This window comes from Bradyrhizobium sp. CCGUVB1N3, from assembly GCF_024199925.1.
GTDB lineage: Bacteria > Pseudomonadota > Alphaproteobacteria > Rhizobiales > Xanthobacteraceae > Bradyrhizobium.
The window spans coordinates 6,365,773-6,386,098 of sequence record NZ_JANADR010000001.1; the positions used below are offsets into that span (position 1 = coordinate 6,365,773).

The following is a 20,326-nucleotide window of genomic DNA, read 5'->3' on the forward strand; positions in this document are numbered from 1 at the left end:
TATGGTGGGACCAGCGCCAGGGAGATCAGGAGATCCACGTGCTTACGCTCGACAATCTGCCGAACACTGTCCCCTCCAAACATCAGGACAATGACCTCGGAGGGGCGCCCAATGCCGCTGATGGGTCTACCCGGAGCGACCGGGGCCCGGGCGAGCGCAGCGCTTATTTTGTCACGTGGCCCGCGCATGAGGGCACCCGCTTCGTACCTGTCAGGGTCGGCACCGAAGAGCTGGCGCGCATTTCGGGCGAGGCGTTCGTGATCAACAGCGAGAAGATCACGGCCTCGCTGGTGAAGCACCGCGCCCTTATCGAGCAGCGCGCTAACGAAAGGCTCGCGGCGCAGCCGGGCGCCAGCGAGATCACATTAGACATCGGCAGCCTCGGCTAAGGGCGTTACACTTTGCTCGCGTCCTACGCTGACTAGGGCCAAGCTGAAAACATAAGGCTGCCAAATCAGGAGCCTTTTACACTACTTGCCCGGAATGCCGAGCTTTTGCAGCTCGCTCTTGATGTAGCCCTTTGCGATTTCCTTCACAAATTCGAAAGTCCAGCTCCCGACCTTATCGGTGGCCTCTTTCGTCTTGTGCCAAATTTTGGGATCGCGAACCGCATCGAGACAGTCACGCCCCTGCCACGACCGCCGCGTAAACGTAATACCGATCATGGTGCGAGTCAGGCACCTCGACCAAACCGCGCTCCTGCAACAACTGCAGATGATAGGCGATGTCCTCTTCGGAATAGCCCTCGACTGCAATACGCGGATCGTTCGGCTGGATTGTTTCCGCGCCGTACATTTCCATCGGCAGGGCTTCGAGCTTCAGCAAGCAGCTCCCTCACCAATCCAAGATCGCGCTTCATCCGTTGCTCCTGTTATTCGTCGTAAACGAGCCGGTGCAGCCGATCTAGCGACAAGTTCAGCCGTTCTATGTGATCGCAAATCTGCCCGGCTCTGTGTTGCCGCTCTTCGTTCGTCAGCTCATCGTTCAGGAACAATTTTATTTCGTTCCTGATATTCTGCTTCCCGAAATCCTCGTGGTTGAGAACGTCGTCAATGGCTCTGGCGATCGCGCCGCCGCCGAGCTTGTTCCGTAGCTTCTTCAGCAAGACGATAGCGGCAGTGGCCTCGTCCTCGCTGTTGCGAAGTTTGCTGCGAAGCGATTTGTAAGTTTGTGACGTTCCTTTGCCATCAGCAAACACTCGCAATTGTTCCAGCATGCCGTCTTTCCAGAACCTCAGCCGCCCGGATTGTTTCGCCGCGCCTCGTTCGTCACGTGTGGCCCACAGCCCCATGACAAACTTCAGCAGCGCATTCACCTCTGCCTTGTCAGGCTCAGGCATTTCTAGCCCCCTTAAAATCCGACTTTCCGGGGATTGCACCATAGCTACCCGACAACTTACAAGGTTTTAAGCCGCTCAAACGGGAGGTTTTCGTGGGACGGATCGCTATCACTGCTATTGTTCTCGCAATTCTGCCGACCGGTATGGCCACATCCGCGGCGCCCCTGAACTCCTGCGCGAACCTCGACATTCTAGGCAGCTACGATCGAAGCGGGCTTCAAGAAAGCGACTACGGTATCTCGGCCGTCGGGACGTTCAGGATACAGAACGAACCGGACGAGAACTCGCAGCCCAACTTTAATCTCACCATGGTCAACTGCGATAAGCAGACCGATGAGAACGGTCGACAATCCCTTACATGCCACGTCGTAAAGGCCGTGACATGGGCCAAGGAAGAGAAGCCCAATACCGACAATCCCAACTGTTCTCTTGATCTAGACACGGCCGACTACGCCATGCACCAGCTGCAAAAAGGCGTATTGGTCGGCGCCGAAGATTCCACCAACTGCTTTCAGAGTATGCTCACGATCGATCGGAATACGAAGCGTGTGTACATGAATTTCACAAGAACGAAGTACGCGGACAACTTCGATAAGATAAAGCCGGGCACATGCGGTCAACCGCCACGCACGCAGGTCTTGATGAACTGCACCTATTGGGCGAAGTCTCGCAAGAACGTTGCGACACCGTCACGCTACTGCGACTTCAGCGGAGCGGGAGACAAATAAACGCCGTCACCGTTCTCTCGCGAGTGGTCGAATCCATTCGAGTAGGGGTGCGACCGTTGGCACAGGTTGCTCGCTGGGCTCCGCCGAGAAAAAAGAGCGGTGCAAGCGCCCTGTCCTTCATCCTAGCAGGCTGGGCCTGGGGCCACGGCTGAGAATGGTTCGACTCAGCTATAACGCCGCGATGCCGAAGGAGCCGAACCACCACTATATCCCCGAGTTCTATCTGCAAGAATGGGCTGACCCGCAAACGCGCCAGCTCATCGAATTTTGCCGCCGGCACAAAGGCGTAGTCGCCGCGCGGCCGACTGCACCGGCCGGTACGGGCTACGTGCCAGGGCTCTACAAGGACCGGGACGCGCCCAAGGGCGAAGAATACGTTATCGAAACGAAGCTCATGTCCTCGATCGACAATTGGGCATCCAAGGCGTTGCAGCAGTTCAGGACGATGGGCTCGCTGCCCGGTGCTCTCGAATCGCAGGAAGCGCTCGGCTGGTGCCGTTTTCTCTATTCGCTCATCGTCCGCAACCCCGACCATCTGGAGGTGATCAGGGAGAAGTTGCGAACCCTGGACCGAGCAGAAATCCTCGAATACGTACGCGACGACTACCCGCGCATTCGCCGGCCGGAAGACCCAGAGAGCTTCGACGAGTACAAGGAAACATTCCTCAAATCGCCGCCCGATCTGGACCCGGTTAAGGTGCTGCCCACGCTCATGAGGAGCAAGCGCGTCTTCCGCGTCATCGCGTCGTTCAAGTGGCACACGATGACGATGAATACGCCTAAGTATCCGCTCCTCACGTCCGACAGGCCAGTGATCATGACCAACGGCCTGGTGAGCGATGATGCGCATTTTGTTCTGCCGATTGCACCGCGTCGGCTCTTCATCGCGACCAAAACGATGTCGACGTTCGAATCGTTCAAACAACGACACCCCGAGGAGTTCGCAAGGGCGATCAATGATCGCGTTTGCTTGCAGGCCCGCAAGTACGTCTACGGCTCGGACAAGAGCCAGCTCCGTTTTGTCTCCAACCGGCTCGGTAAGAAGGTTTGGTCCAGCCCCGTCGGGTGATCGCCGTTGTCCACATGCGGATAACCGCATTGAAGACGTGCTGCGCGCCGCCAGAATCGCCGTGCACTCGATGTGTGATGCATATCACATAATCCGGTGCCAGCTTCTCCTAGCGTTCCTCCACGCTTGCAAACGGGAGACACCCACATGCGCAAGATCATTCTGGTTGCCGCCATGGTTCTGGCCTCCGCGTCCGCGCAGGCCGCTGGTTCGCGCGGCTTGACGCTCGCTTCCGCTGATGATCCGGCCCCGCAGCCGGCCACGACCACCGCGGCGCCGCAGGCCGCCAAGCCAGCTGAGGCTCCGAAATATGTCGACCGGCCCGCGGCGGTGTCCGCGACACCTGCGACGACGGCGACCACAGGCTCAACGCCCGCAACGACGCAGGCGCCTGTAGCCACGACCAAGACGACGGCGAGGGCCGACAAGCCGAAGCGCAAGCCTTACTGGACTGAAGGCCGCATCATCGGCGAGCTGCATCGCCACGGCATTTACTGGTAGGCGGCCGTCTCTCCGCTGGCCCGGTCATTCCGGGGCGATGCGAAGCATCGAACTATGGTGCGCAGTTGCGCACCTGAGAATCTCGAGATTCCGGGTTCGCCCTGCGGGCGCCCCCGAATGACGGAGCAAGAATACGAATGGCCGGGACAAGCCCGGCCATGACGTAAATCGTAGCGCTCAATCGGTGGCGAGAATTACTGCGAAACCGTCTGCACCACGCTCGAGATCGGGCGCGCGCTCGACGTCGGCACCTTCAGATCCTTGAGCAGTGCCTCGTCATATTCCGGCAGCGTCTGGAACGTCGTCTTGGCCTTGATCTGCACGACCTTGTAGCCACCGGCCTTCAGGCGCGCGAGCAGCGTCGGCAGGGCTTCCGCCGTGTGCTTCTGGAAGTCGTGCATCAGGATGATGCCTTTGCCGAGCTTGTCGAGCTTGGTCATCACGTTGCTGACGATCTTGTCCGGCGTGCTTTCCTTCCGGAAGTCGAAGGAGTCGAGATCGGTCGAGAACATCGCGACGTTGCGGGTGCCGAAATAGCTCACGATCGCCGGATTGTGCTGAAGCTGGGGAAAGCGGAAGAACGGCGCGGGGTTGGTGCCGAGCGCGAACTTCACCGCGCTAAAACCCTTCTCCACTTCGTCCTTGGCCTGTTGCTCCGTCATCTTCTTGCTGTTGAGATTGACGTGCGACCAGGTGTGGGTGCCGACCGTGTGGCCCTGGGCCAGCACCTGGCGCAGGATTTCCGGATGATAGGTGGCGTGCTTGCCGACCGCGAAGAACAGGCCCTTGGTGCATTCGTCGGCGAGCGCCTTCAGCACCGCGGGCGTGTTGTTCGGCCACGGACCGTCGTCGAAGGTCAGCACGACCTCCTTGTCGGCGAGGAAGTCGAACTGCTTGAAATGCTCGAAGCCAAAGCCCGGTCCGCCGGTGGTGTCGATCTCGACCACGCGGGCAACCCCAAGCGCATTCGGATTGGCACAGGTCGACTTCTGCTGAACCGGCATGGCCTGCGCCGATACAGCCGCAGGCGGCGCGGCAGATGCCGCAGCCGCGGCCGGCTTGCCGGACAGCGCCGCCGTGGTCTCGACGTCGTCCTTGGCCGCAAGCTTCGCCGAGGCCGGGAGGGGCTCCGGCGCGCGGGCGGCCATTGTCTTGGGAGCGGCCTGTTCGGCGCGCGAGGAATAGAAGAACCAACCTCCGGCGATCACGACCGCCGCAATCACACTGGCCACCATCAGGCCCAACGCATTACGCATGGCTACTCTTTCCAAATACGCAACCAAACAAGCGGTTTTTCCCCGCGCCGAGCCATTAATGCGAAGGAACAGTTAACGTGACACCAACACGACAGCGGTTGCGGTGGATTTTCAGTGGGTGCGCCAAAGTGACCCGTGTCACAGTCAGCGGGTCGGTCGTGACCGTCATCACAGTGGAAACGGTTTTGCCGGAGCATCGTAGCTCCCGTTAACAACGCACCCCGCCTGACGGCGGCGCCAATGGGAGCCTCAAATGACCACCTCGTTCTCGTCCAAAATCCGCGACGCTGGCCTGGCGCTGGGTTTTGCCGCTTTCGTTTCGATCCTGTCCTCGACGACAAGCTTTGCCTACACCGCCGAGGCGCAGCAGATGTGCACCGGTGACGCCTTCCGCCTGTGCTCGTCGGAAATCCCCAACATCCCCGCGATCACCGCCTGCATGATCAAGCACCGCACCGATCTCAGCGCCGGCTGTCGCGCGGTGATGGACAAGGACCTCGCCAAGGCGCCGTCGCGCAAGGTCGCCGACGTCCAGGAAAGCGCGCAATAGGACAAGCGCTGTTTGCGTGGTGATGATGCCATCATCGCGCGCTTGAGCTCCCTCGCGACGTGCCCCGGTGTCAGGCCGGGGCCGCTCGCCTCTCGCCGGCACCGTTCATCAACAAAGCCGTTGCGGCGCGGGAACCATCGCTTTAGCTTCGCCGCCTATCGTTTCGGGTATGAGGCATTACGCGATGAGCAGATTTCTTTTCATTCTTCCATTGGCCCTGATCGCATCGCGTGCGTCGGCGCAACAGCAGCCGGGACACGATGCCTGCGCCCGCGACGTCTCGCGCTTCTGCCGTTCCGTGATGAACAATGGCGATTCGGTCGTGCTCGCCTGCCTCAAGCAGAATCGCACCCGCCTCAGCAAGGCCTGCGACAAGGTGCTGACCGAGCACGGGCAGTAACGCCTTGTCATTCCGGGGCATCGCGCAGCGATGAACTATGGTGCGCAATTGCGCACCAGGGAATCCCGAAGTTGTGACGCGAGATTCCGGGTTCGCGCTTCGCGCGCCCCAATTGCGCAATGGGGAATGACGTGGTGAGATTTTACGTGCTGCTCCCCGCCGCGGTGGCAACGACCGGCAGCACCTCGCCGCTGCTGCGGTCCGGCGTCTCTTCCTTCCAGCGCACCGAGCCGAATGGACGCTCGAGCATGCGGCGGATCCGCACCGGCTCGGGGCCGATGTGGAAATCGATCGCCTGCTGATGCAGCGCGCGCTCGGACTGGGTCGAGCGGTTGCGCTGGCGCAAATAATCGAGCCAGGTCGGGCAGTGATAGCGCTCGGTCCACAATTCCGGATCGGCGATGTCGCGCGCGATCGACCAGCCATAGGCGCCGTTGCGCTGCCTGGAGAGCTGCACGTCCTGCATCACGTTGTGGAAGGCGCGCGCGTTCTCCTGCGCCACGCGATATTCGATCTCGACCACTAGGGGACCGCTGCGCCCGGTCAGCGACAGCCTCACCTCGGGATCGGCGAGCACCTCGGCGTCCTCGTTGCGCGCACCGACGCGCGGCATTGCCAGCCACAGGCCGAGCAGCGGCGAGACCAGCATCAGGCCGGCGGCCATCAGCAGCGCCGTCTCGACGCCGGCATAGTCGGTGAGATGGCCCCAGCCCCAGGCGCCGATCGCGATGCCGCCGGAGATCGAGGCCTGGAATGCGGCGAGTGAGCGGCCAGCGACCCAGCGCGGCGCCGAGAGCTGCACGCCGATGTTGAACAGCGCCACCGCTGCCATCCAGACCGCGCCCGCCAGCACCAGCGCGGCCGCGGTCAGCACCGGCTCGGAGCTGAGCGCAATCGCAGCCATCGCAAACGCCATCGAGATCGTGCAGGCGCGGATCGCCGATTCGCCGCTCATGCGCTTGCGCAATTCGTGGATGTTGAGCGCGCCGACCACGGCGCCCATGCCGAAGGCGCCCAACATGATACCGTAGGTCTGCGCGCCGCCATGCAGGAGGTCGCGCGCGACCAATGGCATCAGCGCCATGATGGCGCCGCCGATCAGGCCCATCACCAGGGTGCGCGTCAGCACGATCTTGATCGCCGGCGAATTGGTGATGTAGCGGAAGCCCGAGACCATGGCGCGATTGAGCTTCTCCCGCGGCAGGCGCGAGGGTTCGTTGGTACGACGCCACAGCAGCACCACCACGAGCAGCGGCAGATAGAGGATCGCATTGCAGGCAAAGGCGGCCACTGCGCCGAGCGCGGCGACGATGACACCTCCGACCGCGGGACCGAAGCTACGCGCGATGTTGTAGCTGATGCCGTTCAGCGCCACCGCCGACGGCAACGAGTCCGGCGGCACCTGCTCGCTGACCGAGGACTGCCAGGCAGGCCCAAACAGCGCATTGCCGCTGCCGACGACGAAGCAGAAGGCGAGCAGCGTTTCCGGGGTGATGAGCTTGAGCCCAGCCAGGATCGTAAGCGCGGACGCACCCGTCAGGGCGATCGCGAGCGAGACCAGGGTCACGATGCGGCGGTCATACATGTCGGCGATGGCGCCGGCCGGCATCGAGATCAGCATGATCGGCAGCATGAGTGCGGTCTGCACCAGCGCGACCTTGTCGGCCGAAGCCGCCATCTGCGTCATCGCCCAGGCCGCGCCCACGCCCTGGATCAGGAGCCCGAGATTGGAGAGCAGGCTGGCGAGCCAGATGCGCCGGAATACGGTATACCGCAGGGGTGCGGTGATGCCGTCATTGGCAAATTTCTGGCGTTTCGGCTGCTTGGTCATATCCCCTTCCAAATGACTTGCGAGAAATGGCTCGGCGATTCCTGCTGCCAAGTGATGCCTGCGAAAGTCCTTCGCTGTCCAGTGGTTAGACGGTTATAAGCGGTGCAACCAATTGGTTTGCCGGGGAGGAACGACATGAAACTATCGCGACGGACAATCTTGCAGGGCGCCAGCGCGCTGCCTTTCGCGGTTGCGAGCTTGCGGACGTCTGCATTGGCGCAGGGCGCCACAGCAGCGCCGCCCGCCGCAGAGGTGCCGCCGATCCTGTTCGTCCACGGCAATGGCGACTACGACGCGCTCTGGATGACGACAATGTGGCGGATGCAGTCGAACGGTATTCCGCGCGAGCGCATGTTCGCGATCAATTTCACCAATCCCAATGCGCGCGACGACAACTCGGTCGAGCAGGCGAATCGGTCTTCCACCGAGGACGAGCGCCGCGAGCTGGCCGCTGCCATCACCGAGCTGAAGCGCCGCACCGGCGCTGCGCGTATCGCCCTGGTCGGCAGCTCGCGCGGCGGCTACGTCATCCGCAACGTCATCAAGAACGGCGGCGCCGGCGATGTCAGCCATGCCGTGCTGTGCGGCACGCCCAATCACGGCGTGTTCGCGATCGACGATTTGCTGGGGAGCGAGTTCAACGGCCGCGGCGCCTTCCTGCGCGGCCTGAACGAGGGCGAGAGCGAGGTCACGCCGGGCCCCGCCTTCCTCACCCTGCGCAGCGACGGCATGGACAAATATGCGCAACCCGACGGCCGCTTCATCGGCAGGCCCGGCGTGCCCACCAATGTCACCGCCGAGGGCCCGGAGCTCAGAGGCGCTACCAATCTCGTGCTTGGCGCATTGGATCATCGCGAGGTGGCGTTTCATCCACGCGCATTCCGCGAGATCTTCAAGTTCATCGCGGGCCGCGAGCCGGACCGCATTGCGATCACGCCCGAGAGCAGCGTCAAGTTGAGCGGGCTGGTGACGGGAACGCCCGGTGGCGTGCCGACCAATCGCCCCGTGGACGGCGCGACCGTCGAGGTGTTTCGCGTCGATCCGGCGAGCGGCGAACGCCAGGGCGCCGCGCTGTACGGCGCGAAGACCGCCGCCGATGGCCGCTGGGGGCCGGTGCAGGCCGATCCGACCTGGCCGCTGGAATTCGTCCTGACCTCGCCGGATGCGCCCACGACGCACATCTACCGCTCGCCATTCCCGCGCTCGTCCGACGTGGTGCACTTGCGCGCGGCGCGCCCGCTCGGGCCGCCCGACGCCGGTGCCGGGGCAGTCCTGATCATGTCGCGACCGCGCGGTTATTTCGGCCTGCCGCGGGACGTCGTGCTGTTCGACGGCAAGGAGCCGGCCGACGTCAAGCCGGGCGTGCCCACGGATTCGGCAGCAACCCTGCGCCTTTCGGCCGCGGAGGCCGGGCGTAACGTTGTGGTTCAATTCAACGAAGAACGGATCGTGGCCCGGGCCTGGCCGGCCGCCGAGAACAGGATTGCGATTGCCGAGCTGACTTACTAGCTCTGTGGGTGCGGTGGATATGCGGGGAGAGAGCCCATGAATGTCGCCCAGATGCGCCGGCCCATCATTCCGCCGACCCCGCCGCGCGCGCCGGAGGGGATGTCGTTCCTCCGCCGCGTTGCGGTGATCCGCAAGAACATGATCGCGACGTGGGGACAGCGCGCCTACGAGGAAGACGTCATCCAGGGCCGCTTCTTTCTCCACAACAGCTTCATCCTCAACCGGCCGGATGCGATCCGGCACATCCTGCTCACCAATTACGAGAACTATACGCGCACGCCGGCCGGCATCCGGATGCTGCGCCCGGTGCTCGGCCAGGGTCTGCTCATCGCGGAAGGCCAGCCGTGGCGGCACCAGCGTCGAACGCTGGCGCCCGCGTTCACCCCGAATGCGACGGCCAATCTCGTTCCGCACATGACGGCGGTGCTCGACGAGACCATCGCAAAGCTCAAGACGAAAACCAGTGAGGTCGTCAACCTCCGCGAAATCATGCAGCGGATGACGCTCGAGATCGCCGGGCGGACGATGTTCTCGTTCGGCATGGACAAGCACGGCGCGACCTTGCGCAATTTCGTCATGGAGTACGGCCAGCGCCTGGGCCGGCCGTATTTCCTCGACATGCTGCTGCCGGTGTCCTGGCCGAGCCCGATGGATTTTGCCCGCGCCCGTTTCCGCAAGCGCTGGACCGCGTTCGTCGCGATGCTGATTGCCGAGCGGCGGGCCGCCGGCAAGAAGGAGGGCGCGCCGCCGCGCGATCTCTTCGACCTCATGGACGAAGCGCGTGATCCCGAAAGCGGCAAGGGCTTTTCGGACGAGCAGCTCATCGACGAGGTTGCGACCATGATCCTGGCGGGTCACGAGACGACCGCCACGGCACTGTCCTGGGCGCTCTATCTGCTCGCGCTCGATCCGGAAACCCAGGAGGAAGTCGCCTCCGAGACGCGCGGCGAGCACCTCGACAGCATCGCCGATATCGACCGGCAGAAATTCACCCGCGCCGTGATCGAGGAGACCATGCGGCTCTATCCGCCGGCCTTCCTGATCGCGCGCGCGGCACTCGACAAGGACAACGCCGCGGGTGTCGAGATCGGAAAGGGCGATATCATCATGATCGCGCCGTGGCTGCTGCACCGGCATGAGAAGCTCTGGGAGCAGCCCAACGCCTTCATCCCCAAGCGCTTCATGTCGGCGACCCCGTCCGACCGCTTCGCCTATCTGCCGTTCGGCGCCGGCCCGCGCGTCTGCATCGGCGCGCCTTTTGCGCAAGCCGAGTCGGTGCTGGCTTTGGCCCGGCTGATCGGAGAGTTTCGTGTCGAGCTGGTCGACACCGGGCCCGTCATTCCCGTCGGCGTCGTCACGACGCAACCGGACCATTCTCCGATGTTCCGTATCACGCCACGGTGACGAGCCGGTCCTTGGGATGGTCCTTGGGATCGCTGCGCCGACACACTAGATGAAGCGACATGACCGACATACAGGCCCAGTTTTCGGTTCTCAAGCAGACCGCCGAGCCCAAGGTGGTTGACCAGATTCAACGACTGATCGATGGCGGCGAGGATCACGAGCTCAATCGCATCAACGCGATCGATTTCTCCAGGCAGTACGGCTTCGACGAGGAGCGGGTCATCTCCGCCTTCCTGCATTCGGCGCGGCTCGGACTGTTCGATCTGAGCTGGAACGTCTTGTGCCCGGGGTGCGGCGGCGTGCTGGGCGCCCACACGACGCTGAAGGCATTGCGGCCCGACGACTATCACTGCGCGCTCTGCGCCTGCGGCTACAAGGCGTCGGTCGACGAGGCGGTCGAGGTCTCCTTCACCGTCAGTCCGCGCGTGCGGCGTATCGCGGCGCACGACCCCGACTCGCTTTCGGTGTGGGACTATTTCAAGCAGATGTTCTGGAGCTCGGGGATCGACTTCAACAAGGAATCGTTCGCGACGCTCGCCGATGAGGTCACGCTCGACACGCTCGAGCTTCCGGCCGGCGAAAAGGCGACGATGTCGCTACAGCTTCCGAACGATTTCGTCATCGTGTTCGAGCCGGTGACGCATGCCGCGCATTTCATCGATGTCCAGGGCGAGCCGACCAGGGAGCGCCAGCAACTCGCGATCATGTACAACAAGGTCCAGGCTCCGACGGGGACCACGACCTTGCGGCCCGGACCGTTGCGGCTGTCCCTGGACAACCAGGCCGGCGTGCGCGTGCTGCCGACCGTGTTCATCGCGGCCGAGGCGCTGCATCACCTGATCGGCAAGCGCAAGCCGTTCCTCACCGCGAAGCGGATGCTGTCCAACCAGACCTTCCGCGACGTCTTCAAGGCCGACAATCTCAACATCGATCAGCGCCTGCAGATCACCTCGCTGACCTTCCTGTTCACCGACCTGAAGGGCTCGACCGCGCTCTATGAGCGCGTCGGCGATCTCGCCGCCTTCGACCTCGTGCGCGCGCATTTCCATGCGCTGCTCGAGATCATCGCCTCCGAGAAGGGCGCGGTGGTGAAGACGATCGGCGATGCCGTGATGGCGACGTTCGTCAAGCCAGAGGACGCTCTTGTTGCCGGCTTGCGCATGCGTTCGGCAATGGAGGAATTGAACAAGAAGCGGGCCTCGGAAGATCTCGTTCTCAAGATCGGTATTCACGAGGGGCCTTGTCTTGCGGTCATGCTCAACGAGCGGCAGGACTATTTCGGCCGGACCGTCAACATTGCCGCGCGCGTGCAGAGCGTGTCGATGGCCCAGGAAATCCACATCACAGGTCCCGTGCTGGACGCGCCGGCGGTCGCCCGGATCCTGGAGCAGTGGTCGATCAAGCCGATCCAGAAACAGGCCGCGCTCCGCGGCATCGCCGACAAGATGGTGGTGTACGAATTGCCGTGAGGGGCAGGCGAGGGCGCTGCCATAATTTCCGTCATTGCGAACGCCGCAAAACGTTTCCCCAATGTCGTCCTGGCGAAAGCCAGGACCCATACCCACCGGCCGCGGTTCGCGCGAAGACTGGTAGTTGGCAGTTCCGCACAAGACTTCTCCCTGGGGTAATGGGTCCTGGCGTTCGCCAGGACGACTCGGAGAAGTTGCTCTGACAGATTGCCGAAACGTAATGCAGCGCGGGGCATAAGCGCGCATTGCGCGGTGCGAATTTCCCGCTCATATAAAGGGGAGAGGCCGCCGTGGCGGCGCCACCCATTGCGGCAGGATTTCATGCTCGACGGACTGCGCCAATTCATTGCCGACATCGTCGCCCCCGAGGCGCAGGACCGCGCCTTTGGCGACAGCGATTATCGCCTGGCGGCGACCGCGCTGCTGATCCATGTGATCTCGCTCGATGGTGAGCCGACGGAAGCTGAACGGCGCAAGCTGCACAGCCTGATCGAAAGCCATTTCTCGCTGGATCGCGGCACCGCGGACCGCCTGATCGCGTCGGCGACGCAGGTCGAGGGCGAGGCAGTCGACCTCTATCACTTTACCAGCGTCATCATGCGCTCCCTCAATGAAGACGGCCGCAAGCGCATCGTCGAGATGATGTGGGAGCTGGTCTATGCCGACGGCCAGGTGACCGAGTTCGAGGACAACGTCCTCTGGCGCGCGTCCGATCTGCTCGGCGTATCACAGCGCGACCGGATCGACCTCAAGCATCTCATCGCCAACCGCAGCACCGGTCAGGTCAAGGACGGCGTCGCCAGCACTTGAGCGCATCGGCGCGACAAGGTCGCTCGCGGCCACATGACGAAACTTTAATGTATCGGCCGACTACGGTTTAGCCGAATACCCCTGCAAATCAGCGTTTTTTCCGCGTTCTTGATCGAACGCGCGCCCCGCCTTGCACGCGTGCGGCTTGCGTCCCGCACGCGGCCTATGCTCTCGTCCTTTGGTTGTCGCCCTAATTCCGCTTGCATTGAAGAGACGTCGATCGTGGCTGAGCGTGTGACGCTGATTACCGGTGCCTCGGCGGGCATAGGCACAGAGCTGGCGCGCGTGTTTGCCGCGAACGGTCACCGCCTGGCATTGGCGGCGCGCCGCGCCGACCGGCTCGATGCATTGGCGAGCGAGATCGCAGCCAAGGGCGGCACGGCGCCGATCGTGATCGCCTGCGATCTGGAAGAGCCTGGTGCGGGCGAGAAGATCGCGGCGGCGCTGGCCGCTGCCGACGTCGAGCTCGACCATCTCGTCAACAATGCCGGCTTCGGGGTGTTCGGCGACGCGATCGAGTGCGATCGCGCGGAGCAGCTCGGCATCATCGACGTCAACATCCGCGCGCTGACCGATCTGTCGCTGCGTTTCGCGGATCAGCTCGTCAAGAACAAGGGCGGCATTCTCAACGTCGGCTCGGTCGCGGGCTTCCTGCCCGGCCCCGGCATGGCTGTCTATTACGCCTCCAAGGCCTACGTCATCTCTTTCACCGAGGCGCTGCGCGGCGAGCTCGGACCGCGCGGCGTCCGCGTCACCGTACTTTGCCCGGGTCCTGTGGCGACCGAATTTCAGACGCGCGCCGGTTTTACCCCGGGATTCGATTCCGCCGTTCTCGACGTCTCTGCCGCTGACGTTGCGCGCGTCGCCTATCGCGGGCTGATGGCCAATAAGCGGGCGGTGTTGCCTGGTCTCGGCATCAAGATCGTGCCTTTTCTGCTGCGCTTCTTCCCGCGCGGGTTCATTTTGGCCGCTGTCGGCCGATTCCAGAGGCGCCGGCGCTAAAGCATGATCTGGAAAAGTGCGAAGCGGTCTTCCGGAAAGATCATGCGTAAACAACAGCCTAAAGCGCGATGACGATTCGTCCTGTCTCATCGCGCTTTAGCCGTTCGCTGAGCGGCGATCTTGGCCCGGCGCTTGCTTTCTCTGCTTCAGTTCAGTGTGTGCGCAGACTCACGCGAAATTAACGATCGCTTAGTTATGCTGGCGGTCTGAACCGAAAGCTTTCGAAAAGGGCAATGTCGTTCCGGACGGACAGGTTTGGTGGCGCGGAGGTGGTCCCCTTCAGGAGAAGGGCGCCAGACGCCGCCGACCCCAAGCCGCCGCTGCCCGTTCTGATCGTCCTGCATCAGGAATCCTCGACACCCGGCCGGGTCGGCAATGCCTTGCGAGCGCTCGGCCATCGCCTCGACATCCGCCGGCCGCGCTTCGGCGATCCCTTGCCCCGGACGCTCGAGCATCACGCAGGTAGCGTGTTTTTCGGCGGCCCGATGAGCGCCAATGATTGCGACGACTACATCCGCCGCGAGATCGACTGGATCGAAATTCCGCTCCGCGAGCAGCGCCCGTTTCTCGGCATCTGCTTAGGTGCGCAGATGCTCGCGATGCAGCTCGGCGCCCGCGTCGCGCCGCACCCCGATGCGCTCACGCAGATCGGTTACTATCCGATCCGGCCGACAGCGGCGGGCCACGCGTTGTGCCCGGACTGGCCGGGCAAGGTCTATCACTGGCACCGCGAGGGGTTTGAGCTGCCCAGTGGCGCGGAGCTGCTCGCAGAGGGTGACGATTTTCCGGTGCAGGCGTTCTGTGCCGGCAATGCCTTCGGCTTCCAGTTTCATCCTGACGTGACCTACGCGATGATGCATCGCTGGACCACGCGTGGCTATGACGGCCTGAGCGCGCCCGGTGCGTGCGCCCGCCACCATCATTTCGCGGACCGCGCGGTCTACGACGTTGCCGAGCGCGCCTGGCTGAAGAATTTCGTCGACGGCTGGCTGGCGCGCAGGCCGGTCATGGCGCAGGCCGCCGAATAAGATTCAGCCTTGGCGCTTCCAACTATTTTTGACTTGAGAAAACAGTCCGTCTTCGCCCTTTGGGCTGCGCCGGACACCACGCTTCGCCCTTCAGGCTCCTTGCGTGGCTGCGCCACGCGTAGCCCGAAGGGCGAAGCGTGGTGGAGCCAGGCGGGATCGAACCGCCGACCTCGTCATTGCGAACGACGCGCTCTCCCAGCTGAGCTATGGCCCCGTCGCGGGCCGCTCTGGTAAATGCGGCCGACAACCGGGCGCCATTTAAGTCCCCGCCAAGGTCAAGTCAAGGACGGGCGTAGCCCGGTTTTCGCCCTGTGGGTGCTGGGACTTCCCTTGTTTGGGCCGGAGGGAACCGATATCTAGCAAAAGGCGTCCATCCCCACCGGAACCAGAGTTTTCACAGCCATGCGTGCCGTTCTCGACATCGTCATCATCGTGCTCGACCTCTACGTCTGGCTGCTGATCGCCTCCGCGATCCTGTCCTGGCTGATCGCCTTCAACGTGGTGAACACCCGCAACCAGTTCGTTTCGGCGGTGGCGGAGTTCCTGTTCCGCATCACCGAGCCGGTGCTGGCGCCGATTCGCAATTTCCTGCCCAATCTCGGCGGCATCGACATCTCGCCGATCATCCTGATCCTGATCATCATGTTCCTCGAGCGGGTGATCATGTACTACATCTACCCGAACGTGATTTAGGCGAAGCAGGCGGGCCTTGGCTTCGACAAAGCCCTCTACAGAACCTTGGCGCTATTCCACCTCGGGCATCAGTATCCCGCTGCGGGTGACGCCGCGCGGCGGCCGCGACGCCATCGATGGTGTCGAGACGCTCTCCGACGGCCGCACCGTGCTCAAGGTGCGGGTGCGCGCGATTGCCGATGGCGGCGAGGCCAACCGCGCGGTCTTGCAACTGATTGCGAAATCGCTCGGCGTGCCGAAGGCGAACGTGCGGCTGCTCTCGGGCGCCACCTCGCGGCTGAAGCAGATTGCGGTCGATGGCGACCCGGTACGCCTTGGTGAGGCGCTGCGCCGGCTCGCCGCGGCCAAATCGACGGACAAGGATTAGGACATGACGGCCAGGATCATCGACGGAAAAGTCATTGCCGCGGAGCTGCGCGCCCGTGTCGCGGACGAGGTCGCCCGCGTCAAGCGCGAGCACAATCTGGTGCCGGGCTTAGCGGTCGTGCTGGTCGGCAGCGATCCCGCCAGCGAAGTCTATGTCCGCTCCAAGCACACCCAGACGCAAGCCGCCGGCATGGCCTCGTTCGAGCACAAGCTGCCGGCCGACGTCTCGCAGGGCGATCTGCTGGCGCTGGTCGCCAAGCTCAATCGCGATCCCGCCGTGCACGGCATCCTGGTGCAGCTGCCGCTGCCGAAGGGCCTCAACACCGAGGCCGTGATCAACGCCATCGATCCCGCCAAGGACGTCGACGGGCTGCATCCGAACAATGCCGGCCGGCTCGCCGGCGGCTTCCAGGCGCTGTCGCCCTGCACGCCACTCGGTTGCATCATTTTGACCAAGAGCGTGCACGCCTCGCTCGAAGGCATGAACGCCATCGTGATCGGCCGTTCCAACCTGGTCGGCCGCCCGCTGGTGCAGCTGCTGCTGAACGAGAACGCCACGGTGACGATCGCGCATTCGCGCTCGCGCGATCTGCCTGGCCTCGTCAAACGCGCCGACCTCGTCTATGCCGCGGTCGGCAAGGCGGAAATGGTGCGCGGCGACTGGCTGAAGCCGGGCGCGACCGTGATCGACGTCGGCATCAATCGTATCCCGAAAGAAGACGGCAAGACGCGCCTCGTCGGCGACGTCGCCTATCAGGAAGCGCTTGGCGTCGCCGGCGCAATCACGCCGGTTCCCGGCGGTGTGGGCCAGATGACGGTGGCGTGCCTGCTGGTCAACACGCTGCGCGCGGCGTGTGCAATCGCCGGCCTGCCGAAGCCGGCGGTGTAACCATCCTCTCCTGTCCCGGACGCGTTGCGGCATGCAATGACGCGACGCAGAGCCGGGACCGATGTCTCCGGATGGACCCCGGATCAGCAGCGCATCACGCCGCAAGAGGCGGCGCGCTGCGCAGCATCCGGGGAACGCCGGAGGGATTGGGTAGAAAGATCAACCCGCCGTATTCTCGATCAGTCGCCGATAGAAGCGGATCATGTCGGCGTAGCCTTCGATGCTGAGGCGCTCGTTCGTGCCGTGAAACCGTTTCAGGTCCTCACTGTTGGCGCGCACCGGCGAGAAGCGGAAGATGTTGTCGGCGATGCCTGCGTAGTGGCGTGAATCGGTCGCCGCCACCATCAGGCCGGGCGCGACCACGACATCGGGGAAGATCTCGCAGATCGTGCGGTTCTGAACCCGCTCATCTCCGGCGCCAGCGTGTCGAACATCTCGGCGACCGCGCCGCGGATGTGCATCGGCAGCCGGTGATCCTCCAGCCGCGCCAGCGCCACGCTCATCATGCCGATCGCGGTCTCGCGGGGCGGCATCGAGGAATGGCTAGGCGTGGCGTGCGCCGTCAGCACCAGCGTCGCATAGCCTTCTTCTGAGAAACCGGCGCATCGAGGAGCCCCAAACCGATGCCCGTGCCCCGCACGCTGAATGCTACTTCGCTTTCTTCGCGCGCTCGATGCCTTCGAGGATCAGCTTGTGCGCGTCCTCCGGGCCGCCCCAGCGCAGCACTTTCACCCATTTGCCCGGCTCGAGATCCTTATAGTGCTCGAAGAAGTGCTGGATCTGCTGCAGCGTGATGTCGGGCAGGTCGCTATAGGCTTTGACCTTGTCGTAGCGCTGCGTGAGCTTTGACGACGGCACCGCCAGAATCTTTTCGTCGCCGCCGGCCTCGTCCTCCATGAACAGCACGCCGACCGGGCGCACGCTCATGACGGCGCCGGGGATGATGGCGCGGGTGTTGACGATCAAGACGTCGCAGGGGTCGCCGTCATCCGACAGCGTGTGCGGGATGAAGCCGTAATTCCCGGGGTAGCGCATCGGCGTATAGAGGAAGCGGTCGACCACCAGCGTGCCGGCTTCCTTGTCCATCTCATACTTGATCGGCTCGCCGCCAACCGGCACTTCGATGATGACGTTGACTTCGTTTGGCGCTTTGGTCCCGATCGAGACCGCATCGATACGCATAAAAGACTCCGTGTTTGCCGAAAGGGGATCTCGCCCGGCAGCGATTTCGCGCTGTCATACGCGGGCTTGATCCGCCGATCCATCGACTTTTCGCGCAATTATGAACCCCGGTTCTACCGGCGCAAATGGTATCAGCGGAAGGAAGAACGGCCGACCAAACGACGGCAGATCAATTGGTCCAGGCGAAAGCGACCTTGTCGAGCGATTTAGGTCCGAATCGCTCCGAGGAGCGCGCCACCATGCGGCCTCCCAGCGCCCGGTAAAACTCCGTCGCCGGATCGTTGTCGGACAGTGCCCAGACCACCATGCTCTTCAAATTGCTCTGCATCAGGTCGCGGCGGGCTGCGGCGAACAGGCGCCGGCCGAAGCCCAGCCCCTGGAATTCCGGACGCAGATAAAGCTCGTAGATTTCGCCGTCGAAATGCAGGCTGCGGGCGCGGTTACGGCCGTAATTCGCATAGCCGGCGATCTTGTCGCCGAACACCAGCACGCTGACGCGGCTGCCCTTGCGGATCGCGCTGTCCCACCATTGCGGGCCGCGGCGATTGATCAGCTTTTCCAGCTCGGCGCCGGGGATGATGCCCTGATAGGCTGAGCGCCAGGCTTCGTCATGGGTAGACGCCACCGCGGCTGCGTCAGCAGCTTTGGCCGGCCGGACCTCGATCAGGGTTGTGCTCATGGGCGCGATCAAACCAAGTCGCCGGGCCGGCGGCAAGAGCCATCGTTAATTATCGGTTAACCTGTGGACTTTCTGCATCAGTTTCCGAGCCGTGATGTACCGAAAGAGGACAGGAGTGCCGCCTTGAACGGCATTGGCCTGCCGCGTGCCGGTGCAAAACTGCTTTGTGACAAAGGTCTGCATGGTGGCAACGCGAGAAAAGTCCGCCCATGATGATTCGTTCCAGTTAGTCTGGCCTTTGTCGTTCGAATCCTGCTGCCGGCAGTTATGCGGTTCTCTGCGCTCATCGTTGCCCTTTTCGTCCTCGCCACGCCCGCACGCGCACAGAGCGCGTTGGGGGCGTCGGGCGCCGAAGGCGAACCGTTTCGCCGGCAAGACTGGCGCGTGCCCACGTCGGACGCCGGCATCGCGGCGCGCGCATTGCTCTTCCGCCCGCCGGGCGAAGGTCCGTTCCGCCTCGCGCTAATCGCGCATGCCTCAACGCAAAATGTGTTGCGTCGTGCGCAAATGCCGCAACCGGAGTATCGTGCGCTGGTCGCGTTGCTGGTCGCGCGCGGCTTCGCGGTACTGGTGCCGGAACGGCTCGGCCATGGCGCAACCGGCGGCCGCTATGTCGAGGACCAGGGCGGCTGCGACGAGGCGGACTATGCGCGCTCGGGCCGCGCCACCGCCGAGGAAATCTCGCGCGCACTGGAATTCCAGCGGACGCAGGATTTTGTTCGCAAGGATGGCGCCGTCGTGGTCGGTCATTCGGCGGGCGGCTGGGGCGCGCTGGCGCTTGCCCATGCCGACCCCAAGACGGTTGCCGCCATCATCGCCTTCGCACCCGGGCGCGGCGGCCACGCCAACGACTTCCCGAACCAGATCTGCGCGCCGCATACGCTTCTGGCGGCAGCAGGCGAATTCGGCAAGACGGCGCGGGTGCCGGTCACCTGGCTGGTCGCGGCCAACGACACCTATTTCGCGCCGGCATTTTCCCGACAATTGGCCGATGCGTTTCGTAGCAGTGGTGGCAAGGTCGATTTCCGCGCGCTGCCCGCCGTGGGCAGCGAGGGCCACTGGATGATCGAGACCGAAGCCGGCGTCAAAGCCGCCGGCGCCGAGCTCGAGCGCGCGCTGAAATCGCCAAAGCCGGTCGCAGCCAAAAAGCCATGACGCTGTATTTCCTGGTCAAATTTCTGCATGTGCTCGGCGCCATCGTCATTCTCGGCACCGGCAGCGGGATCGCGTTCTTCATGCTGATGGCGCATCGCAGCCACGATGCCGAGTTCATCGCGCGCACGGCCTCGGTCGTGGTGATTGCCGACGCCCTGTTCACGCTCTCGGCCGTCATTCTCCAGCCGGTCACGGGCGGACTATTGATGATGCTCTCGGCGACGTCGATCACGGAGCGCTGGCTGCTCGTCTCCCTCGCGCTCTATGCCGTCGCCGGGCTGTTCTGGGTGCCTGTCGTGTTCATGCAGATCGAGATGCGCGATCTCGCGCGCAAGGCTGCCGAGCAGCGCGTGGCCCTGCCGCCGCGCTATTTTACGCTGTACCGCCGCTGGTTCGCCTTCGGCTTCCCTGGTTTCGGTGCGACGATGCTGATCCTCTGGCTGATGATCGCAAAGCCGTTTTGAGT

Annotated in this window: 24 protein-coding genes, 1 tRNA gene and 1 pseudogene; 17 read left to right on the forward strand and 9 right to left on the reverse strand. The window is 63.5% G+C overall.

Annotated features, from left to right (window positions below; all coding sequences use genetic code 11):
* Window positions 1-38 precede the first annotated feature (38 nt).
* Window positions 39-389, forward strand: a complete 351-nt coding sequence (locus NLM33_RS30340; RefSeq protein WP_254101659.1) for a hypothetical protein — start codon at window positions 39-41, stop codon at window positions 387-389.
* Between the two features lie 81 nt (window positions 390-470).
* Here NLM33_RS30340 and NLM33_RS30345 read toward each other — a convergent pair whose 3' ends face one another.
* The 3 genes from NLM33_RS30345 to NLM33_RS30355 are packed head-to-tail and all read right to left on the reverse strand — an operon-like array spanning window position 471 to window position 1,339.
* On the reverse strand, window positions 471-665 hold the full coding sequence (locus NLM33_RS30345) for a DUF2513 domain-containing protein (protein ID WP_254101661.1): 195 nt from the start codon (window positions 663-665) through the stop codon (window positions 471-473).
* Window positions 622-825, reverse strand: coding sequence for a DUF2513 domain-containing protein (locus NLM33_RS30350; protein WP_254101663.1), 204 nt, complete (start codon window positions 823-825; stop codon window positions 622-624). Before NLM33_RS30350 ends, NLM33_RS30345 begins: the two co-directional genes overlap by 44 nt.
* A gap of 46 nt (window positions 826-871) precedes the next feature.
* Window positions 872-1,339 carry a hypothetical protein gene (locus tag NLM33_RS30355; RefSeq protein WP_254101664.1) on the reverse strand — a complete coding sequence of 156 codons (468 nt, stop codon included), beginning with the start codon at window positions 1,337-1,339 and terminating at the stop codon, window positions 872-874.
* Window positions 1,340-1,431: 92 nt separating this feature from the next.
* Here NLM33_RS30355 and NLM33_RS30360 point away from each other — a divergent pair, with 92 nt between their 5' ends.
* From NLM33_RS30360 to NLM33_RS30370, 3 genes are all read left to right on the forward strand, one after another.
* Window positions 1,432-2,067 carry a hypothetical protein gene (locus NLM33_RS30360; protein WP_254101665.1) on the forward strand — a complete coding sequence of 212 codons (636 nt, stop codon included), beginning with the start codon at window positions 1,432-1,434 and terminating at the stop codon, window positions 2,065-2,067.
* A gap of 154 nt (window positions 2,068-2,221) precedes the next feature.
* Window positions 2,222-3,136 carry a DUF4238 domain-containing protein gene (locus tag NLM33_RS30365; RefSeq protein WP_254101666.1) on the forward strand — a complete coding sequence of 305 codons (915 nt, stop codon included), beginning with the start codon at window positions 2,222-2,224 and terminating at the stop codon, window positions 3,134-3,136.
* A gap of 147 nt (window positions 3,137-3,283) precedes the next feature.
* Window positions 3,284-3,637, forward strand: a complete 354-nt coding sequence (locus NLM33_RS30370; RefSeq protein WP_254101667.1) for a hypothetical protein — start codon at window positions 3,284-3,286, stop codon at window positions 3,635-3,637.
* Between the two features lie 194 nt (window positions 3,638-3,831).
* Here the strand turns inward: NLM33_RS30370 and NLM33_RS30375 are convergent, their stop codons facing one another.
* Window positions 3,832-4,893, reverse strand: coding sequence for a polysaccharide deacetylase family protein (locus NLM33_RS30375; protein ID WP_254101668.1), 1,062 nt, complete (start codon window positions 4,891-4,893; stop codon window positions 3,832-3,834).
* Window positions 4,894-5,146: 253 nt separating this feature from the next.
* Here NLM33_RS30375 and NLM33_RS30380 point away from each other — a divergent pair, with 253 nt between their 5' ends.
* The gene (locus tag NLM33_RS30380; protein WP_254101669.1) at window positions 5,147-5,443 is read left to right on the forward strand and encodes a hypothetical protein; all 297 of its coding nucleotides are present in this window, start codon (window positions 5,147-5,149) and stop codon (window positions 5,441-5,443) included.
* Window positions 5,444-5,627: 184 nt separating this feature from the next.
* Complete coding sequence (locus tag NLM33_RS30385; protein ID WP_254101671.1) at window positions 5,628-5,843, forward strand: hypothetical protein; 216 nt, start codon at window positions 5,628-5,630, stop codon at window positions 5,841-5,843.
* A 142-nt stretch (window positions 5,844-5,985) separates the two neighbouring features.
* Here the strand turns inward: NLM33_RS30385 and NLM33_RS30390 are convergent, their stop codons facing one another.
* Entirely contained in the window at window positions 5,986-7,674 is a 1,689-nt protein-coding gene (locus NLM33_RS30390) for an MFS transporter (RefSeq protein ID WP_254101673.1), read from the reverse strand.
* 135 nt (window positions 7,675-7,809) lie between these two features.
* On the opposite strand from NLM33_RS30390, the gene NLM33_RS30395 reads away from it, so the two are divergent.
* From NLM33_RS30395 to NLM33_RS30420, 6 genes are all read left to right on the forward strand, one after another.
* The gene (locus NLM33_RS30395) at window positions 7,810-9,183 is read left to right on the forward strand and encodes a hydrolase (RefSeq protein WP_254101675.1); all 1,374 of its coding nucleotides are present in this window, start codon (window positions 7,810-7,812) and stop codon (window positions 9,181-9,183) included.
* A gap of 36 nt (window positions 9,184-9,219) precedes the next feature.
* On the forward strand, window positions 9,220-10,587 hold the full coding sequence (locus NLM33_RS30400) for a cytochrome P450 (RefSeq protein WP_254101677.1): 1,368 nt from the start codon (window positions 9,220-9,222) through the stop codon (window positions 10,585-10,587).
* Between the two features lie 59 nt (window positions 10,588-10,646).
* On the forward strand, window positions 10,647-12,056 hold the full coding sequence (locus NLM33_RS30405) for an adenylate/guanylate cyclase domain-containing protein (RefSeq protein WP_254101679.1): 1,410 nt from the start codon (window positions 10,647-10,649) through the stop codon (window positions 12,054-12,056).
* A 321-nt stretch (window positions 12,057-12,377) separates the two neighbouring features.
* On the forward strand, window positions 12,378-12,866 hold the full coding sequence (locus tag NLM33_RS30410; RefSeq protein ID WP_254101680.1) for a TerB family tellurite resistance protein: 489 nt from the start codon (window positions 12,378-12,380) through the stop codon (window positions 12,864-12,866).
* A gap of 222 nt (window positions 12,867-13,088) precedes the next feature.
* Window positions 13,089-13,868: an SDR family oxidoreductase gene (locus NLM33_RS30415; protein WP_254101681.1), complete on the forward strand. Its 780-nt coding sequence runs from the start codon at window positions 13,089-13,091 to the stop codon at window positions 13,866-13,868.
* Between the two features lie 233 nt (window positions 13,869-14,101).
* Window positions 14,102-14,896, forward strand: a complete 795-nt coding sequence (locus tag NLM33_RS30420; RefSeq protein ID WP_254101682.1) for a glutamine amidotransferase — start codon at window positions 14,102-14,104, stop codon at window positions 14,894-14,896.
* A gap of 138 nt (window positions 14,897-15,034) precedes the next feature.
* On the opposite strand, the gene NLM33_RS30425 is transcribed toward NLM33_RS30420, so the two are convergent.
* Window positions 15,035-15,110: transfer RNA gene (locus tag NLM33_RS30425), tRNA-Ala, on the reverse strand.
* A gap of 188 nt (window positions 15,111-15,298) precedes the next feature.
* Here NLM33_RS30425 and NLM33_RS30430 point away from each other — a divergent pair.
* The 3 genes from NLM33_RS30430 to NLM33_RS30440 are packed head-to-tail and all read left to right on the forward strand — an operon-like array spanning window position 15,299 to window position 16,844.
* Window positions 15,299-15,589: a YggT family protein gene (locus NLM33_RS30430; RefSeq protein ID WP_254101683.1), complete on the forward strand. Its 291-nt coding sequence runs from the start codon at window positions 15,299-15,301 to the stop codon at window positions 15,587-15,589.
* 16 nt (window positions 15,590-15,605) lie between these two features.
* Window positions 15,606-15,956 carry a DUF167 domain-containing protein gene (locus NLM33_RS30435; protein WP_254101684.1) on the forward strand — a complete coding sequence of 117 codons (351 nt, stop codon included), beginning with the start codon at window positions 15,606-15,608 and terminating at the stop codon, window positions 15,954-15,956.
* 3 nt (window positions 15,957-15,959) lie between these two features.
* Window positions 15,960-16,844 carry a bifunctional methylenetetrahydrofolate dehydrogenase/methenyltetrahydrofolate cyclohydrolase gene (locus NLM33_RS30440; protein WP_254101686.1) on the forward strand — a complete coding sequence of 295 codons (885 nt, stop codon included), beginning with the start codon at window positions 15,960-15,962 and terminating at the stop codon, window positions 16,842-16,844.
* Between the two features lie 159 nt (window positions 16,845-17,003).
* On the opposite strand, the pseudogene NLM33_RS30445 reads toward NLM33_RS30440, so the two are convergent.
* The 3 genes and pseudogenes from NLM33_RS30445 to NLM33_RS30455 all read right to left on the reverse strand — a co-directional run.
* Window positions 17,004-17,443 (reverse strand): annotated as a pseudogene (locus tag NLM33_RS30445) (hypothetical protein); the annotation flags it as partial.
* A 49-nt stretch (window positions 17,444-17,492) separates the two neighbouring features.
* The gene (ppa, locus tag NLM33_RS30450; protein ID WP_254101688.1) at window positions 17,493-18,026 is read right to left on the reverse strand and encodes an inorganic diphosphatase; all 534 of its coding nucleotides are present in this window, start codon (window positions 18,024-18,026) and stop codon (window positions 17,493-17,495) included.
* Between the two features lie 169 nt (window positions 18,027-18,195).
* Window positions 18,196-18,705 carry a GNAT family N-acetyltransferase gene (locus tag NLM33_RS30455; RefSeq protein WP_254101691.1) on the reverse strand — a complete coding sequence of 170 codons (510 nt, stop codon included), beginning with the start codon at window positions 18,703-18,705 and terminating at the stop codon, window positions 18,196-18,198.
* Between the two features lie 267 nt (window positions 18,706-18,972).
* Between NLM33_RS30455 and NLM33_RS30460 the strand changes: the two genes are divergently transcribed.
* On the forward strand, window positions 18,973-19,860 hold the full coding sequence (locus tag NLM33_RS30460; protein ID WP_254101693.1) for a S9 family peptidase: 888 nt from the start codon (window positions 18,973-18,975) through the stop codon (window positions 19,858-19,860).
* Window positions 19,857-20,324 carry a DUF2269 domain-containing protein gene (locus NLM33_RS30465; RefSeq protein WP_254101695.1) on the forward strand — a complete coding sequence of 156 codons (468 nt, stop codon included), beginning with the start codon at window positions 19,857-19,859 and terminating at the stop codon, window positions 20,322-20,324. Before NLM33_RS30460 ends, NLM33_RS30465 begins: the two co-directional genes overlap by 4 nt.
* Window positions 20,325-20,326: the final 2 nt, after the last annotated feature.